This is a genomic window from Candidatus Defluviilinea gracilis, from assembly GCF_057138825.1.
This window is the reverse complement of record NZ_DBNHEF010000013.1, coordinates 1-16524: the sequence shown is the minus strand read 5'-3', so window position 1 is coordinate 16524 and position 16524 is coordinate 1. Positions and strand designations below refer to the sequence as shown.

Below are 16524 nucleotides of genomic sequence, written 5' to 3'. Positions count from 1 at the left end.
ACGGTGATGATGCGCGGCGCGTGCTCTTTGATGTCGGGTCGCGATTCGGGCAACACTGCCAGCATCTTTTCCAAAATGGAGGCGCGCGCCACCTTCGCTTGTTCGAGCGCTTCTTTCATCATCTGCGCGCTCAAGCCGCTGATCTTGATGTCCATTTGCAGGGCGGTGATGCCAGCCGGTGTTCCCGCCACTTTGAAATCCATGTCGCCGAGATGATCTTCGGTGCCTTGAATGTCGGTGAGAATTTTGTAGCGGCCCGAGCCGTTCAAATCGGTGATGAGTCCCATCGCCACGCCGGAGACCGGGGCTTTGATCGGCACGCCCGCATCCATCAACGCAAGTGTCGAGCCGCAGACGGAACCCATCGAGGTCGAGCCGTTGGAGGACAACGCCTCCGATACGACTCGCAACGTGTACGGGAACGATTCTTCCGCAGGGATAACTGGTTCAAGCGCGCGTTCTGCCAACGCCCCGTGACCGACCTCCCGTCGGCTTTGCCCGCCCATGCGTTTCACTTCGCCGGTGGAATACGGCGGGAAGTTGTAGTGATGGATGTAGCGTTTGTCTTTGATCGGGCTGAGGTTATCGAGTTCCTGCGCCTCGCCGAGTGTTGCGAGAGTCGCAACAGATAAAATTTGAGTCTCGCCGCGTGTGAACAAGCCTGACCCGTGCGCGCGCGGAGAGATTCCCACCTCGCACCAAATGGGGCGGATGTCGGTCGGCGTTCGCCCATCGGGACGTTTGCCCTGCGCTAGGATGCGTTCGCGCACCACGTCCATCTCCGCCTGTTCAAACGACTCGCGGAACATGTTGACCGGCATGTAATTCGCCGGGTCGCCGCCCTCAGGCACGATGCACAATTCAGTTTCGGCTTCGGTCTTGATGGCTTTCATGCCGGAATAAAATTCGTTCTTGCTCAACGGCTTGTCCAGCAGGGCGTTCATCGCTCCGCTCACGCGGTCGAACACTTTTTTCTTGACCTCGGCGCTCGGCACGAATAATTCAACCTCGCGTTTTGGTTTGCCCAACTCCGCTTGCATTTTCAATTGCAGTTCGATCAGCGGCTGAATGGACTTATGTCCAAGTTCGAGCGCGGCGACCATCACATCTTCGGGAATTTCGATCGCGCTGCATTCGACCATGAGGATGGCGTCTTTTGTGCCGGCGATTCGCAAGTCGAGATCGGATGTTTCCATTTCGGCGTACGTCGGATTGATGACGAACTCGCCGTTGACGCGTCCCACGCGCACCGCACCAACGGGTCCACCCCACGGGATGTCTGAGATCATGATGGCGGCAGACGCGGCGTTGATCGCCAGCACGTCGAGCGGGTTCACGCCATCGGACGACAGCGAGAACATGGCGACTTGCACTTCGTTCCTCATCCCATCCTGAAACAGCGGGCGGAGAGGACGATCGGTTAGACGGGCGACGAGAATCGCCTCCGTGCCGGGTCTGCCCTCCCGTCGGAAGAACGAACCGGGGATCCGTCCACCGGCATAGAGTCGTTCCTCATATTCCACAGAAAGAGGAAAGAAATCTATGCCTTCGCGCACGTCGCCCATGGTTGCCGCCGCGAACACGATGGACTCCGGCGTGCCGAAGGTCACCGCGCCGCCAGCCTGCCCGGCGAGTTTACCGGTCTCGAAAGTGACGGTATGCTTCCCAAGCGTGGTTGAATATTTCTTTGATTCGGGTTTCATTGTTAATTGTCTCCTGTGTGGGACAAGGTTAACCTTGTCCTACAATTTTCCGCCTCAAGTCAGGGACTGAAGAGTGTGAACAACCGGAATGCAGACTTCAGTCTGCTGGTAGTTATTCGCGCTATTCAATTCCTGACGGCGGTTATTAATAAGACCTCACAGGCTTGTCCTGAGACCCGTCGAAGGATCTCGCAGACCTGTGAGGTCTATGCTAACTACTTGTGTCGCAGGTTCAAACTCTCGGTGATTCCCAAATAGCGCTGGTAATCAGCCTGCCGCAAGTACGACAACATGCGGCGGCGTTGTCCCACAAGTTTGAGCAGACCTCGCCGACAGGATTGATCGCTCTTGTTGGCTCGCAGGTGATCGGTCAACTGTTGGATGCGCCCGGTCATGATCGCGATCTGCACCTCGGGGGAGCCGGTATCGGTATCATGACGGTGGTAATCCGTGATCAGTTTGGTCTTCGCTTCCTTCTGTAATGACATGACGTTTGCTTCCTTTCTCTAATCTATGCAGGTCTCCATACAAGAAGTCCGCTGACAGCGAACCGCTTGCAGGACCAGTCACGAGCCGAGATTATACCAGAATTCCGCTTGCGGCTTGCGGATGGGTGTGCTAGACTCGGTATATCTCAATCGAAAGGAGGTCCTGCTAGTGTACTCACAATCCAACCCAAACTTCCGCGTGCCTTCTTTCGGTTCGGTTTCCTGACCGTCCCTTTGGCTTCCTTGAACCGCAGGCGCGCACAACCCGCCCTGCGGTTTTGTGTTTAACTGGGCGGAGTATATTCGGTGGTCGAGTAGGGCGGGTGATTGTTCCGCCCGTATCGAGACCACCAGTTGATTTGAAACATTTTGTTTGAATAAAACTTAGTGGTCTCGATACGTCCCGCGATGCTTCGACTTCGCTACTGCTCCGCTCAGCACGCGCGGGATTACTCAACCATCATCAATAGGAGAATACCGTGTCCTCTGTAGTTTCAATTTCACAATTAGCCAAGTATTACCAAGTGCCCGAGCGCGAAGGCGGTCTCAAAGCCTCCATCGCCAGTTTGTTCAATCGCAAATACAAAAACGTCAAAGCCGTGGATGGGATCACGTTCAACGTCGAAGCGGGGGAGGTGGTCGGCTTCCTCGGTCCGAATGGAGCGGGCAAGACCACCACGCTCAAAATGTTGAGCGGACTTCTGCATCCCACCTCTGGGAATGTCAGCGTGTTGGGTTACGAACCGCGTCACCGTTCGCACGACTATCTCAGGCAGATCACGCTCGTGATGGGCAACCGCAACCAACTGACCTGGGACCTGCCCGCCCTCGATTCGTTCGATCTCCAGCGCGCGGTCTATGGCATTCCCGTTGACCAGTTCAAACGCGCGCGCGATGAGTTCATCGAACTGCTGGAGTTGAAAGATCTGGTCAACAAACCTGTCCGCAATCTTTCCTTGGGCGAACGCATGAAAATGGAGATCGTCGCCGCGTTGCTTCACCAGCCGAAAGTGCTGTTCCTCGACGAGCCGACCATCGGTCTCGATGTGACGATGCAGAGGCGTATCCGTTCGTTCATTGCGGAGTACAACAAACGCTACAACGCGACCGTCCTGCTCACGAGTCATTACATGGCAGATGTGGAAGCCTTGTGCAAGCGCGTCATCGTTATCCACCATGGACGGATCCTCTTCGACGGCGATCTGAGCAAACTGGTCAATCAATTCTCATCGTACAAGACTTTGAGTCTCTCGCTTCACGATCCCAATGCGGAGTTGTCGAATTATGGAGAGGTCGTTAGCAAGGAAGACGGGCGTGTCACGTTGCGCGTGCCGAAAGCGCAGACATCGCAAGTGACTGCAAAACTTTTATCTGACTTGCAAGTCGATGATCTCACCGTCGAAGACGCGCCCGTAGACGATGTGATCGACCAGGTCTTCTCGCAAAAGGACGAATAACAATGAGACGGTACGTTGAATACTACCTCGCCTCGATGCGCGTTTCGATCCTCGAACAGTTTCAATATCGAGTCGCCAACTACTTTTACATGATCGGCATGATCACCGAGCCTGTCATTTATCTCGTGGTGTGGTCAACGATAGCGAATCAACAAGGCGGTATTATCGGCGGCTACACCCCGGGCGCGTTCGCGGCATATTACATCGTGTGGACTCTCGTCCGCAACATGAACATCGTCTTCACGCCGTATGGCTGGGAGTGGCGCATTCGCGAAGGCAACCTCTCGATGGCATTGATGCGCCCGATGCATCCCATCCACTCCGACATCGCATTTTTCGCGGGCTGGAAAGTTGTGGTGATCGCGCTTTGGCTTCCGCTCGCCGCCTTTCTCACATGGATATTCAAACCCACCTTCGACATCACATGGATGGAAGGCATCGTCTTCTTTCTCGCCATCTGGGGCGCATACCTCATCCGCACGATGTTGTTGTCCCTGCTCGGCATGATCACATTCTGGACGACACGCGTCAGCGCGATCTTCGAGTTGTACTTCGGTCTCGAGTTGATCCTCTCTGGGCGACTCGTGCCGATGTCTCTCATGCCGCAATGGGTGCAGTCCCTCTCGAACTACCTGCCTTTCAAGTGGACATTTTTCTTCCCCATCGAGGCTCTCGTCGGGACGATGTCCACACAGGAGTTGTGGATGGGCATTGGGATGCAAATCTTGTGGATCACGATCGGCGCTTCTTTCCTCAGTTTGGTCTGGCGCGCCGCCATCAAGCAATTCTCCGCTGTGGGCGGATGAGTTGTGATCGCTCGCAGTTGAACTGCGAGCGGAACATCACTGTCAGCAGTGCAACTGCTGACAGAACAGGAAAATAGTATGAACCCTTTCAAACTTGCATGGAACTACTTCCGCATCGGTATGATGAACGAACTGCAATACCGCGTTAACTTCTTTATTCAACTTCTGCAAACAGGTGTCGCGCTGGCGACAGGCTTGATCGGACTCGCGCTCGTCTTCGATCAAGTGGACAACCTCGCAGGCTGGACGCGCCCCGAACTGCTCGCGGTGATGGGCGTGCACATCCTCATGGGCGGGGTTATCCGTTCGGCGATCCAGCCCAACATGGAGCGGTTAATGAACGATGTGCTCAACGGCACATTGGACTTCGCGCTCACCAAGCCCGCCGACGCGCAGGCGTTGGTCAGCGTGCGCGAATTCCGCTTCTGGCAACTCACGGATGTCCTCGTCGGCTTGGTGGTGATCGGGGTGGCGGTGACCCAGCTTCAAAGTGGGATGGAAGCGTTGCAAGTCGTCGCGTTCATCGCCGCGTTGATCATGGGCGCGGTCATGCTGTATTGCGTCTGGCTGATGGTCACGTCCATTGCGTTTTGGGTGATCCGCGTCAATGAGATCGTCAACCTGTTCGAAGGCTTGTACGCGGCGGGGAGGTGGCCCGTCGGCGTGTACCCCGATTGGCTCCGCACGGGGCTTACATTTCTTGTGCCAGTCGCGTTCGCCGTCACTGTGCCAGCCGAAGCGATGACGAATCGACTCACAAACGAAACGATGTTATTCGCGCTGGGACTCACCGTGTTGTTCTTGGTGTTGGCGCGTGTCGTCTGGTTGTTCGGTTTGAGAAGTTATTCGGGCGCGTCGGCGTAAATTTGTAGAGCAAGATGCCATCTTGCTCTACACCTCAACTTGAATCGCGCTTCCCGATTCGTATCTTTTCAACCCCAACTTGAAAATAAAAATTGACAGAAACAAAAAGACCAGCGCGCCTGCCGTCATTTGTATCGCGCTTTGCCACGAGAACTCGCGCACGAACTCAGCGGGGATTGTGCCGATCAACGCGGCGGGGATTAATGTTAGCAATATGAATTTTGTCGTGGCGTCGAAAAGCACGCTGGGGTAAAGCGAAAAAGTCAAAATTGCGCTCAACGCGAACTGGCTCAACGCGATGGTGTTGCCCAGCCAAAACGACAGGCTTTGCACGATGACGAGAAAACCAATGAAGATGCACACCCCTGCAAATACGCCGAGCAGAAATCGAAGCGTTCCATCAGGTGTGAAATATCCCGAGAGCATGAAACTGCCGACCCCGTAAATGAGATCGCCCATGCCGCTTCCGATACTTTTGGATGCAAGCACATGCAGAAGAACTGGACGAGGAAGCGAGAGGTAATAATCGAGTCGTCCGCCGACGATGACTTCGGCGAGAGAGATGAAGTTGCCGAAGAAGAACGCGCCGATTCCCCATGCGCTGGCGGCGATGCCGAAGAGGAGCATCATCGTGTTGATATCCCAGCCGCGCACCGCGTTGAATTTGTCGAAGTACAACACCCAGAAGATAAAATAAACGCCGTTGTTGATCATCATAAAGATGACCTGCGTGAAGAACGCCGCGCGGAATTCCATCGCGGCTTGGATGTTTGCCTTCCACAAAGCGAGGATGAATTTGACCTGTCTCATGTTATCCGCCGTTCACCGTGAGATATTTTTCACTGCGTTGATAGACAAAAGCCAGTAGGAATACAAAGACAGTAACCCAGATCAACTGCCCGCCGAGCATTCGCCAGAACAAATCAACGTCGGGTTTGACGAACAACCGCGCGGGTGCATACATCATGTATGGGAAGGGGAGCGCGTAGGCAATATTCTGTAACCATGTGGGGAACATATCAATTGGAAAAAGAAATCCGCCGAGAATGAAAACAAGTTTCTGGTAGATCAATTCGAACGAGTTTGTTTCCTCCACGACGAATGCGGCGAGACCGATCAACGCCATGAAGCAGAAGTGTAGAATCCACGCGCCGATCAATGTGACGAATGCCATGAGCCAGCCCAACGGCGAGGGAGGCGCGCCTGCGAGAATCCACGCGACGATGGAGCCGACGATCAGGTTGAGAGTCATTCTCACCGCGCCATCGCCCAACCCAGCGGAGAAGTGATATAGCAGGAAGTTATACGGCTTGTTCAGGATGTACGCGACCTCTCCGTTCTTGACCTGCTCCGAGATCGTTCGGTTGATGCGCGGTCTGCCAAGCTCGAGCGTTTCCGCCATCATAAAATACCAGACCATGTTGGGAAACGTTAATCCGTTGATCACATCCGTGTTTGCGATCGTAAATGTCGTTCCCCATAACCCCGCGAAGATGAAGATGAACGTGGCAATGCTGATAGACCTGCCGAGGAAATCTCCTGGGTAGGCGAGGTTGTGGATGATTTGCATGTTGAGGATGGAGAAGTATTTTTTCATGTTTGAAAAAACGGAGCGCGGACTTTCGATAAGAAAAACGGAGCGCGGACTTGAGTCCGCTTTTTGTGTAGGCGCGTTGTGCGGACTTAAGTCCGCATTCCGGGTTTGTTGTCTTGATAAATCTTCGCGATCACTTCCTCCAACGGCGGATCGGAGACGGTGATGTCTACCAATTCGCCCGCTTGGGAGAGATGCGCCATGACCGCGTCTACGTGAGTTTTGGTGGTGTCGAATCGTAACTTCACGCCATAACTGCCCACTTTCAGAATCTCGACTCCGTCAATTGTGAAATTTGGCGAGACTTCTTCCGCATAACGGACTTCCACCATCTTTCGAGTCAGAAACTTTCGTTTGAGATTCGAGACTTTGTCTTCGTAGACGATCTGTCCGTGGTTGATGATGATCACGCGGCGACAGAGCGCTTCGAGATCGCCCGCGTCGTGGGAGGTGAGCAGAACGCCGACTTTCTCCTCCTGTGACATGGTGCGGATCGCGTCGCGGATGTGTTGTTTGGCGACTACGTCAAGTCCAATCGACGGCTCATCGAGCAGAAGCAGTTTGGGGCGGTGAAGAAGCGACGCGGCGACTTCACAGCGCATCCGTTGTCCCAGCGAAAGTTTGCGGACGGGAGTCTCCAGCAGATCCTGAATCTCGAACGCTTCCGAAAGAAAGGCGATCCGTTTTTTCGTTTCGCGGTCGTCGAGTTCGTAAATTTTTCCGAACAGCATGAACGTGTCAATGGCGGGGAGGTGGTACCACAACTGCGGGCGTTGACCGAACACCGTGCCGATGTGGTAGGCGAGTTTCTGCCGTTCCTTCCACGGGACGAAGCCAAGCACTTTCGCGTCGCCGCTGGTGGGATGCAAAATGCCTGTGAGAATTTTTATCGTTGTGGATTTTCCCGCGCCGTTGGGACCAATGAAGCCGAGCAGTTCGCCCGCTTCCATTTGAAAGGAAAGCCCGCGCACGGCATCGACGGTGTTGTATTCAGGTTTGACAAGCGCGCGTAGAGAACCGCGCATCCCTGCGGCTTTGCGTTTGGTCTGGAATGTTTTTTGGAGGTTGGCGACTTCGATGGAGGGCATAAAAGAGATTAGAGACTGGAGATTAGTAGGATTTGAGGTTTGTCGAAGCTTGTTGAGTAATTTGCATGAGGGCTTCCTTGTTTGGCAAACCTTCCGCTTTTTGAACGGCTTCGGAAAGGCTCCGCAGGAAATTTCGCGTGTTGTGAAATGCTTTCGCTACATCTTCGTCCATGTATGCGCCAATCCATGAGCGTTCGGGAGAAGTCAACGACGCGAGCCAGAGTTCGATGAAATCCAGCGAAAGCAGATTGCGCTCGAAAATCGCAATTACAGCATTGGCAAGCCGCTCGTCTTCTCCGTGAATATAAATCCAGTTAGCGGAATGGATGAGTTTGGCGGCAATCCCCTGCAAAAATTTTTCCAGTTCGTCTTTTCCAATATAGCGATTCTTGCCAAGTACCATCATCAAGTCGGCAGTGTGAGCAAGCGCGTGCGCCCAGCCTTTCACAGGCACAAACCCGCGTGGGTCTTTTTCGGCGTCGAGATACTGCAATCCTTTATCGAAGATCGAAGAGATATCCGCTTGCTCCAAAACAGATTTCTTATTGTCGTTATGAACGATCTCCGCCAAAAACAACACAGAGAAAGCTCGCAGAAACACCGAATCCGATTCGATTTCGCCAATTCCTTTTTCAAGATTCGCAAGTAGCTCGGCAATATGCAGGCGTATTTCGTCAGGCGAATACATGTCGCGCTTCAACCAATTGGCATAAACGATATAAGCAATTTCATCTCGCAAATCGGGGTCGACATTTCCGAGATAGCCGAAGATGGTTTTCGTCAGGTCGTGAAGCGTATTCCCGTCAGGGATTTTGTATTCATTCTTCGCAAGTTGATTCCAGAATTCTTTTTCCATTGGTAGCCTGTTCAAAGTTGAGTGGATTTTAGGTTTACCTTGCGTGATCCCCGCCATCAAGCCAGACCGTGTCATGTCTTTTTTTAGATCTGTTTTCCGCCAAGCATACTGGTGTAATCTTCGTGGTCGGGGAAGGGATAGACGACAAGCCCGTTCTTGACGACCCTTAATTTCGAGTAAAACATTGGGTGAATGACGCATTCGTCGTCGTTCGAAATCACCAGCCTGTCTTGCATGGCGTATTCGAAATCCGCCTCGATAATTTTCGATCCTCGGTTCCTGTTCCTCACCTTTCCCACAATTCCCAATTCTGCCAGCAAGCGGCGGAAACTCGATAGTGAGTAGCCTTCCGCCCACACGTCGGACGTCTTCTTTGCGACTTGATCGAGATATTTCCCGTCGAAGATCATGGGGGCGTCGGTGAGCGCCATCACGATCTCAGACACTCGCGGGTAGATCAGGTCGTAGGAATTTAACACCTCGTCCGCGAGGTCGTATTCGCATTCGCCGATCGCCTTATTGATCGGAACGCTTGTAAAATCGGGAAATTTTCCGTTGCGAATGGTCTCGCGCGCGATGTTGTTGCATAGAATGACCAGTTGGCGAGGGCGCATTTGCGTGTGGCGCAAAATATAAGGAAAACTTGCCTCTTCGATCCCTCGCAGGTTGACGACCTTCTTCCCGAAGAACGGATACCACATCTTGTTCAGGATATCGTCGAAATCATCCCAGTCTACTTTTTTGCTCGGCAGTTTGAACTTGCGCTCCGTCATATAGCGATAAAACCGCCATGAGATCAAGCGTATCAAATCTTTTGGACGCCACCTCAAATACAATGGACGCCTGATGAACTTGGTGGTGTTTGTGATGGCGCTTTCTTTGATATAGGGGAAGATTTCCGCTGACACAAAAGCTTTCACATGGATGCCTTTGTTCGCGTACGCGATGTTGAAGCTATTGGCGCACTGAACCAACGACGCCGTGACGATCATCATTGCCGCGTTGCCGCGGTCGTAGCGCTCAAAGGTGTCAATGGCGATGATGATCGGTTCTCTGCGGGTGTATTCCAAAGCCCTTTCTTTCGCTTTGTTGAACACTGGGTCGGCTAGCGTTTCTGATAACGCCCCCATGACCCTCCCGTCATCACCCACGTATTTTGAAAGAAGTCCATTCACGATCTCGGAGATGATGCGAGTCGATTTTATCTTTTTGCCCGAAACGACCGCCGCGTTCCGGATGGCGGTATCTTGCTCGGCGTATTGATTGAAGATGATGGACCAGATCAAATATTCCCAGATTTTCCGAACGTCGTTGACCGCCAGGTCGGGCGACAGATACGCGCTGTTTGCGATCTTCTGTAAAATACTCTGGTAAATTTCAGGCTCGTCCACGTCTACGCTGCGAGCGTTTTTATAGCGTTTTTGAAAATTGAAATATTGGGTCAGCGATGTTTTTCCCGATCCTCGCCGACCCACGATCAGATAGGTGTCCGCGTCGAGCGCTTCTTGATTAAAGCGGCTTTCTTCATAGAAATAATCGGGGTACTTCTCTCGCAGAACCTCAAGTTCGTGTTCGCACGATTCCTCGCCGAAAGGATATTGAAAGCCGATATCTAGGCTTGTTTCGATTGCTTCCATGCTACACTCCTCGCTGGTTTGAGTATACGCGAAGGAGAGACCCGGCGCAACGGTGAGTAATCGAGTCGGCATGGCTTCTCAAAATCCAAACTTTTTCAACGCGAATTGCGCCAATTGGCGAATAACGCGAATACTTCTTTAAAAATTGGCGAAATTCGCCCATTCGCGGCATTCGCGTTCCGTGGGTTTGGTTTTGTCAAGCGACTTTGAGAAAACCCTGATCGAGTCGGTGTGACCGCAACAAGGGAAAACGCCATCCGGCGCAGTTACCGACGCAGAGTTATGAAGTCGATCCATTTGCTTCTTCTCCGTAACTCTGCGTCTCTTGGACAATGGATTTTGCGCTTTTGACGCTAAGACCATATTCCAACACTCAAGTGTCCCTTTACAGCAACGTGCCGCGTAAAACGATCGAGGCGACTGAAAAATAGATGATCAGCCCGGAGACGTCCACGAGTGTGGCAACGAATGGCGCGGACGATGCGGCGGGGTCGAGCCCGATGCGGCGCAGGAGGAACGGAAGCATGGAGCCAGCGAGACTGCCCCACAAGACGATCCCGATCAGCGCAATGCCGACGGTCAGAGCGACGAGGAACCAATGCTCGCCGTATGAGCCAAATAATTTTGCCCAAAGCGTGATGCGGATGAAGCCGATCGTTCCAAGAATCGCTCCAAGCGATAAGCCCGAAAGAATCTCGCGGCGCATGACGCGCCACCAATCTTTTAGTTTGACTTCGCCCAGCGCCATGGCGCGGATGATCAGCGTGGAGGCTTGCGAGCCTGAATTGCCGCCGCTTGAAATGACGAGCGGAACAAAGATGGAAAGGACGACCGCCTTCGCAATTTCGTTTTCATACCTGCCCATGGCGGTGGCGGTGAGCATTTCGCTCAAGAATAGAATGACCAGCCATGTTGCCCGTTTCCGCACCATTGTTGGGATGCCGATCTCAAGGTACGGTTCATCGAGCGCTTCGGAACCGCCGATCTTGTGGATGTCTTCTGTTGCCTCTTCTTCGGCTACATCGAGGATGTCGTCTACTGTGACGACCCCGATCAAGACCCCGTCTTGATCGGTCACGGGCAAAGCGTTGAGGTCGGCGTCTTTGAACGTCTCCACTGCCATCTCGCGGTCGTCTGTCGCTTTCAGTGAGATGAAACGCGAATCCATGAGGTCTGAGATGCGCGTCTTCGGCTTGGCAAGCAGGATCTGCCGGATGCGCAGGTCGTCTACCAGTTTGCCTTTCCGATCGATCACGTAGACCACGCTCATCGTTTCGCTGTCCATTCCGTAACGGCGGATGTGGTCGAGCGCGTATGAGACGGTCCATTGGGGGCGGACGCGAACGAAGTGCGGCGACATCAGGCGTCCTACTGTGTTTTCTTTGTAGCCGAGGAAATGCGACGCTCGCGCTCGTTCTTCCGGCGCAAGCAGACTGAGCAGTTGCTGGGTTGCGGGGGCGGGAAGTTCTTCGAGCAGGGATGTGCGGTCATCGTCCGACATGTCGTTCAAAATGCTGGCGGCATCGTCGTGCGCCATCGCCTTCAGCAATTCCGCTTGGCGTTCGCCGGGCAGATACGCGAAGACCTTCGCCGCTTGTTCGCGCGGCAGAACGCGGAAGAGAACCGCCTCTTTCTGAGCCGACAACGGCTCCATCAGACTGGCGATGTCTCGAGCTCTCCAGTTCATCGTCTGCTTGCGCAGGGACGCGAAATCGCGCGCCTCGATCAAGGCTTCAAGGTTTACGCTTTTCATTTCTGCATTCATACATACACCTCCATGGTTAAAATAAAAACCACCTTGGAAATTCTCCGAAGGTGGCGAAGGTTCACGCGATGGCGGGCAGTTCGATCAAGCGCGGCATAAGAAAAGACACGGCGCGTCGATACAGCCCGGCGGAATCGGTAAAAATCGCGGTTCGGAGAGTTTTAAGCGCAAGAGAGTTGGGCGCCGTAAAGGAACATCGGCATCCAAGGCGGTCTCTTCCTTTCTTTGTACGCTGTGAAATAGGTTCGTCATAACTTGCTGGGTTATACTCCCGCGCTCGTTTGTTCGTCAAGGGGAGAAGATGTCAATTTAATTATGAGTTCACAGGCGGCAGATACTTCTCGCGCAAACTTTCCATATGATGGTCCACGTGACCGACCAGCATATAGATCAACGCCCGCGCGCTGACGGGGTATCCGCTGGCGGCGCCGACTCGCAGCGCGGCTTCGTCGCTCATGTTTTGGATCGCCAGAATGTTGGCGCGGCGCAGATGTTCGAACTCTTGAATTAAATCTTTGATCGGGTGCGAATCAAACCCCGCCTCGCGGACATAATCATTTTGCTCGAAGCCTGGGAGCGGAGTTGCATCATTTCGTGAGACGCGCAAGAGTCGGTACGAAAAGACGCGCTCCACATCGTTGAGATGTCCCATCACTTCTTTGATGGCCCATTCGTTTGGCGCGTCGCGGAAGAGGGCTTGTTCATCCGAAAGATTCCCAAGCGCGGAGTTGATCTCGTCAATTTGTTGTGAAAGCGCGGTGAGCACATCGCCTTTTGATGCGGCGCGTTGTACATAACCCGCATAGAATTCGGCGTATTCGTCTGAGTTGGGGGATGGGAGTTTGTTCATGTGAAGTCCTTTGTTGGATTATAGTCCATTGGTTTTATAATCGTGGCATGAAAGACGTCATTGCACAAATAATCGCTGATCCCCGCTATCAGAAGAACATCGAATTTGGCGAACCGCGTTCGGGTCATCCCGAAGGCAAGGTCAAATTTCATATAGCCGAGTTGGAAGCGAACCTTGAAAAACTCGCGCCGCGAATTTCGGATGAGCAATATTGGAAACTGAAATTCCTCATCCATGTTCACGACACTTTCAAAGCAGAAGCCATGCCCGACTCGCCGATCTCCAGCCCGAACAGTCATGCCTCCCTCGCTCGAAAATTCGCCTCCGAATTCACCGAAGATGCTGATTTGCTAAATATGATTCAATTCCATGATGTGAATTTTTCATTATGGAAGCAATTTTCCGCAACAGGTTCCTATGATATGGAGCGGTTTCAGTCTCTGTTGGAAACGATCAAGGATTGGGATTTATTCTTGATGTTTCTTGTCCTCGATGGCGGCACAAAGGGAAAAGATCCAAACAAAGTGGCATGGTTCATTGGTGAAGTAAAAAAGTATAAAGAAATAACGGAGTTTGAATGAAAGTCGATTATCCAACTTTACCTTTCGCAAACAAAAAGAAATGGGCAGACTGGCTCGCCAAACAGCACGGCAAGTCTGTGGGCGTATGGCTGAAACTGGCGAAAAAGGATTCTGGTATCGCCACCGTGACGTATGACGAAGCGGTGGAGTCCGCGTTGTGCTATGGCTGGATTGACGGACAAAAGAAAGGTTTTGACGACAAGTATTGGCTTCAGAAATTCACACCACGCGGACCGAAAAGTATCTGGTCGAAGATCAACACGGAGAAAGTGGAACGTCTGATCAAAAGTGGTGAAATGAAACCTGCGGGACTCAAAGCAATTGAAGCCGCTAAAAAAGATGGGCGTTGGGCGCAAGCTTATGACTCGCAGAAAAATATTTCAGTCCCTAAAGATTTTGAATCTGCGTTGAATAAGAATAAAAAAGCCAAGGCTTTCTTTGATACCTTGAAAAGTTCTGAAAGATATTCGTTTCTATTCAGAATTCACACAGCAAAGAAAGCAGAGACGCGCGCGAAACTCATTCGAAAGTTCGTTGAAATGCTTGAAAAGAACGAGAAGGTTTACTTGTTCAAGCCTTCCACTTGACGCATCCCCTCAACAAGAAGATAATCAACCTCATGGACGACAACGAAATCCGACAGATCGTGCAGAACGTGGTCAGGAAGATGACTGACACGCCTCAAACCGACCCTCAGCCTGCCTCGCCCGTAGGAAAGCGGATCGTCGCCCTCGGCGCCGATCACGGCGGATTCGAGTTGAAGGGAATCCTCAAAACCGAAATCGAGTCGCTTGGCTTCGTTGTCATGGATGTTGGCACGAACAGCAAAGAGCCAGTGGACTATCCCGACTTCGCCCATTCCGTCGCGCAGATGGTAGGGACGGGTCGCGCGTGGCGCGGGATTATGATTGACGGCGCGGGCATCGGCAGTTGCATCGTGGCGAACAAAGTACCCAACGTCCGCGCAGGGATGGCGTATGATGTTTCGTCCGCATCCAACAGCCGTGAGCACAACGACACGAACGTGCTGACCCTCGGCGCGGGCTTGATCGGGGTCAATCTGGCGAAGCAGATCGTCAAAGTCTGGCTCACTACCGATTTCGGCGGCGACCGTCACACAAAGCGCGTGGATAAGATAAAATCGGTGGAGAAGATGTATCTGAAGTGATGTTTGCGTAGCGGGGTTTCCCCGCCCAAATATTTTGAATCAAACAAATGGGGCGAGATGACCTCGCCCCTACAAGACCAACCATGACAAAACCCGACCCAAAACTTGTTGAACAACTCGTAGAAATCATCACGCATGAAGTGCTTGCCGCGATGATGGAAGATGAAACGCGCGCCAGCAACTCTGAAGCCTATCACTGCAAATTCGATTGCGCGGATGGACTTTGCGTGCGCCTGTGTTTCGATCATGTGGGCAACGTCGTCAAAGCGGGGGCTGAGAGAGTCTCGTCTACGCTGGGAGCGATTCCGCAGGAACAGGCTATCGCAGGGATGATTGACCACACACTGCTCAAGCCTGATGCCACGCAACAAGAAATCGCTCAACTTTGTTATGAGGCGCGGAAGTACGGATTCGCATCCGTGTGCGTGAACCCGACATGGGTGAGTCTGTGCGCGGAACTCCTCAAGGGTTCGGATGTCAAAGTCTGCACCGTGATCGGTTTTCCGCTCGGCGCGACATCGTCTGAATCAAAAGCGTTTGAAACCGAGACAGCCATCAAGCAGGGCGCGACGGAGATTGACATGGTGATCAACGTCGGCGCATTGAAGGCGCGTGATATTGAAACGGTTGCGCGAGATATTCGCGGCGTGGTCAAAGCGGCGCACTCGCATGGCGTGATCGTCAAAGTGATCATCGAAACGGTATTGTTGACCGATGAAGAAAAAACCATCGCGAGCCTCACGTCGAAAGAAGCGGGCGCGGACTTTGTCAAAACGTCTACGGGATTCGCGGGCGGCGGCGCGACTGTCCACGATGTGGAGTTGATGCGCAAGGCGGTCGGTCCGCAGATGGGCGTGAAGGCGTCGGGCGGAGTCCGCACGTTTGAAGACGCGCAGAGTATGATCCAAGCGGGCGCAACACGCATCGGCGCGTCGGCGGGGGTGAAGATCATTCAAGGTCCGAGCGACCAAGTTGAAGGGAAGAAAGAAGCGAGCTCTTCATCCGCAAAATATTAATAACCGTCCCGCAGGTTTGCACGAGTCGCATGATCGCTCGATGAATCCTGCGGGACGTTTGAATGAGGTAAATCATGCTCATCGCAAAAGTGATCGGCACAACGGTATCCACCATCAAAGACGAAAAATTGCACGGGCGCAAATTGCTCATCCTGCGGCAGTCCGACGAAACGGGCGCGGTGTCGGGCAAGCCGTATGTGGCTGTCGACACGGTGGACGCGGGCGTCGGCGATCTGGTGCTCACCGCGTCGGGCTCGTCGGCGCGGCAAACGAACATCACAAAAGACACGCCAGTGGACGCGGTCATCATGGCGATCATTGATACGCTCGAAGCCGATGGAAAAATTACGTTTCGAAAATCATGAAAAAATTTTATACCGATAAAGATATCGAAGAACTTTTTCACAACGGCGTCAAGTCTTTGCAAATCAATGACGACGTTGTGTTGACCGATCTCGCCTTTGAGAAAGCGCGGGCATTGGGATTGCTCGTGGATGATTCTCCGCCCGCCGCGCCTGTGCGACCTTATTTATCGGATGTGAAGCCGCGTCCTTCGACGGGGAAATCTGATTCAGTTTCTTCGGCATTTCACCCTCTCCCCTCGGGAGAGGGCAGGGGTGGGGGAGCCCCCCCCCCCCCCCCCCCTCCCCC

At 53.1% G+C, this 16524-nt stretch carries 17 protein-coding genes and 1 pseudogene; 9 read left to right on the top strand and 9 right to left on the bottom strand.

The window, feature by feature from the left end:
• Together AC16KF_RS01465 and rpsO are read right to left on the bottom strand one after the other, a co-directional pair.
• On the bottom strand, positions 1-1703 hold a 1703-nt coding region (locus tag AC16KF_RS01465; RefSeq protein ID WP_484035506.1), incomplete at its 3' end, for a polyribonucleotide nucleotidyltransferase.
• Between the two features lie 215 nt (positions 1704-1918).
• A complete protein-coding gene (gene rpsO / locus AC16KF_RS01460) occupies positions 1919-2191 on the bottom strand; it encodes a 30S ribosomal protein S15 (RefSeq protein ID WP_484035505.1) in 273 nt (90 codons plus the stop codon).
• A 479-nt stretch (positions 2192-2670) separates the two neighbouring features.
• Here rpsO and AC16KF_RS01455 point away from each other — a divergent pair, with 479 nt between their 5' ends.
• The 3 genes from AC16KF_RS01455 to AC16KF_RS01445 all read left to right on the top strand — a co-directional run bounded on the left by AC16KF_RS01455 (position 2671) and on the right by AC16KF_RS01445 (position 5318).
• The gene (locus AC16KF_RS01455; protein WP_484035504.1) at positions 2671-3648 is read left to right on the top strand and encodes an ABC transporter ATP-binding protein; all 978 of its coding nucleotides are present in this window, start codon (positions 2671-2673) and stop codon (positions 3646-3648) included.
• Positions 3649-3650: 2 nt separating this feature from the next.
• Positions 3651-4454 carry an ABC transporter permease gene (locus AC16KF_RS01450; RefSeq protein ID WP_484035503.1) on the top strand — a complete coding sequence of 268 codons (804 nt, stop codon included), beginning with the start codon at positions 3651-3653 and terminating at the stop codon, positions 4452-4454.
• Positions 4455-4532: 78 nt separating this feature from the next.
• Positions 4533-5318: an ABC transporter permease gene (locus AC16KF_RS01445; RefSeq protein ID WP_484035502.1), complete on the top strand. Its 786-nt coding sequence runs from the start codon at positions 4533-4535 to the stop codon at positions 5316-5318.
• A 27-nt stretch (positions 5319-5345) separates the two neighbouring features.
• Here the strand turns inward: AC16KF_RS01445 and AC16KF_RS01440 are convergent, their stop codons facing one another.
• The 7 genes from AC16KF_RS01440 to AC16KF_RS01410 all read right to left on the bottom strand — a co-directional run bounded on the left by AC16KF_RS01440 (position 5346) and on the right by AC16KF_RS01410 (position 13108).
• Positions 5346-6128: an ABC-2 family transporter protein gene (locus AC16KF_RS01440; RefSeq protein WP_484035501.1), complete on the bottom strand. Its 783-nt coding sequence runs from the start codon at positions 6126-6128 to the stop codon at positions 5346-5348.
• 1 nt (position 6129) lies between these two features.
• A complete protein-coding gene (locus AC16KF_RS01435) occupies positions 6130-6915 on the bottom strand; it encodes an ABC transporter permease (protein WP_484035500.1) in 786 nt (261 codons plus the stop codon).
• 86 nt (positions 6916-7001) lie between these two features.
• Complete coding sequence (locus tag AC16KF_RS01430; RefSeq protein ID WP_484035499.1) at positions 7002-8000, bottom strand: ABC transporter ATP-binding protein; 999 nt, start codon at positions 7998-8000, stop codon at positions 7002-7004.
• 22 nt (positions 8001-8022) lie between these two features.
• Entirely contained in the window at positions 8023-8856 is an 834-nt protein-coding gene (locus tag AC16KF_RS01425; protein ID WP_484035498.1) for a DUF2785 domain-containing protein, read from the bottom strand.
• Positions 8857-8939: 83 nt separating this feature from the next.
• Entirely contained in the window at positions 8940-10493 is a 1554-nt protein-coding gene (locus AC16KF_RS01420; protein ID WP_484035497.1) for a P-loop ATPase, Sll1717 family, read from the bottom strand.
• A gap of 385 nt (positions 10494-10878) precedes the next feature.
• Positions 10879-12258 (bottom strand): magnesium transporter, encoded by a 1380-nt coding sequence (mgtE, locus tag AC16KF_RS01415; protein ID WP_484035496.1) that lies wholly within the window; start codon positions 12256-12258, stop codon positions 10879-10881.
• Positions 12259-12571: 313 nt separating this feature from the next.
• Positions 12572-13108 (bottom strand): DinB family protein, encoded by a 537-nt coding sequence (locus AC16KF_RS01410; protein ID WP_484035495.1) that lies wholly within the window; start codon positions 13106-13108, stop codon positions 12572-12574.
• A gap of 47 nt (positions 13109-13155) precedes the next feature.
• On the opposite strand from AC16KF_RS01410, the gene AC16KF_RS01405 reads away from it, so the two are divergent.
• The 6 genes and pseudogenes from AC16KF_RS01405 to AC16KF_RS01380 all read left to right on the top strand — a co-directional run.
• The gene (locus AC16KF_RS01405) at positions 13156-13689 is read left to right on the top strand and encodes a hypothetical protein (protein ID WP_484035494.1); all 534 of its coding nucleotides are present in this window, start codon (positions 13156-13158) and stop codon (positions 13687-13689) included.
• Complete coding sequence (locus AC16KF_RS01400; RefSeq protein ID WP_484035493.1) at positions 13686-14276, top strand: YdeI/OmpD-associated family protein; 591 nt, start codon at positions 13686-13688, stop codon at positions 14274-14276. Before AC16KF_RS01405 ends, AC16KF_RS01400 begins: the two co-directional genes overlap by 4 nt.
• Positions 14277-14308: 32 nt before the next feature.
• Positions 14309-14857 carry a ribose 5-phosphate isomerase B gene (rpiB, locus tag AC16KF_RS01395; RefSeq protein WP_484035492.1) on the top strand — a complete coding sequence of 183 codons (549 nt, stop codon included), beginning with the start codon at positions 14309-14311 and terminating at the stop codon, positions 14855-14857.
• Positions 14858-15186: 329 nt separating this feature from the next.
• Entirely contained in the window at positions 15187-15873 is a 687-nt protein-coding gene (gene deoC / locus AC16KF_RS01390; protein ID WP_484035507.1) for a deoxyribose-phosphate aldolase, read from the top strand.
• A 74-nt stretch (positions 15874-15947) separates the two neighbouring features.
• The gene (locus AC16KF_RS01385) at positions 15948-16238 is read left to right on the top strand and encodes a EutN/CcmL family microcompartment protein (protein ID WP_484035491.1); all 291 of its coding nucleotides are present in this window, start codon (positions 15948-15950) and stop codon (positions 16236-16238) included.
• Positions 16235-16524: pseudogene (locus tag AC16KF_RS01380) on the top strand (hypothetical protein); the annotation flags it as partial. The gene AC16KF_RS01385 and the pseudogene AC16KF_RS01380, both read left to right, overlap by 4 nt.

Coding starts and splice junctions, on each gene's coding strand:
- mgtE (WP_484035496.1), bottom strand. CDS start 12,258: ATGAATGCAGAAATGAAAAGCGTAAACCTTGAAGCCTTGATCGAGGCG.
- AC16KF_RS01435 (WP_484035500.1), bottom strand. CDS start 6,915: ATGAAAAAATACTTCTCCATCCTCAACATGCAAATCATCCACAACCTC.
- rpsO (WP_484035505.1), bottom strand. CDS start 2,191: ATGTCATTACAGAAGGAAGCGAAGACCAAACTGATCACGGATTACCAC.
- AC16KF_RS01430 (WP_484035499.1), bottom strand. CDS start 8,000: ATGCCCTCCATCGAAGTCGCCAACCTCCAAAAAACATTCCAGACCAAA.
- AC16KF_RS01405 (WP_484035494.1), top strand. CDS start 13,156: ATGAAAGACGTCATTGCACAAATAATCGCTGATCCCCGCTATCAGAAG.
- deoC (WP_484035507.1), top strand. CDS start 15,187: ATGATTGACCACACACTGCTCAAGCCTGATGCCACGCAACAAGAAATC.
- AC16KF_RS01400 (WP_484035493.1), top strand. CDS start 13,686: ATGAAAGTCGATTATCCAACTTTACCTTTCGCAAACAAAAAGAAATGG.
- AC16KF_RS01440 (WP_484035501.1), bottom strand. CDS start 6,128: ATGAGACAGGTCAAATTCATCCTCGCTTTGTGGAAGGCAAACATCCAA.
- AC16KF_RS01445 (WP_484035502.1), top strand. CDS start 4,533: ATGAACCCTTTCAAACTTGCATGGAACTACTTCCGCATCGGTATGATG.
- AC16KF_RS01385 (WP_484035491.1), top strand. CDS start 15,948: ATGCTCATCGCAAAAGTGATCGGCACAACGGTATCCACCATCAAAGAC.
- rpiB (WP_484035492.1), top strand. CDS start 14,309: ATGGACGACAACGAAATCCGACAGATCGTGCAGAACGTGGTCAGGAAG.
- AC16KF_RS01410 (WP_484035495.1), bottom strand. CDS start 13,108: ATGAACAAACTCCCATCCCCCAACTCAGACGAATACGCCGAATTCTAT.
- AC16KF_RS01450 (WP_484035503.1), top strand. CDS start 3,651: ATGAGACGGTACGTTGAATACTACCTCGCCTCGATGCGCGTTTCGATC.
- AC16KF_RS01420 (WP_484035497.1), bottom strand. CDS start 10,493: ATGGAAGCAATCGAAACAAGCCTAGATATCGGCTTTCAATATCCTTTC.
- AC16KF_RS01425 (WP_484035498.1), bottom strand. CDS start 8,856: ATGGAAAAAGAATTCTGGAATCAACTTGCGAAGAATGAATACAAAATC.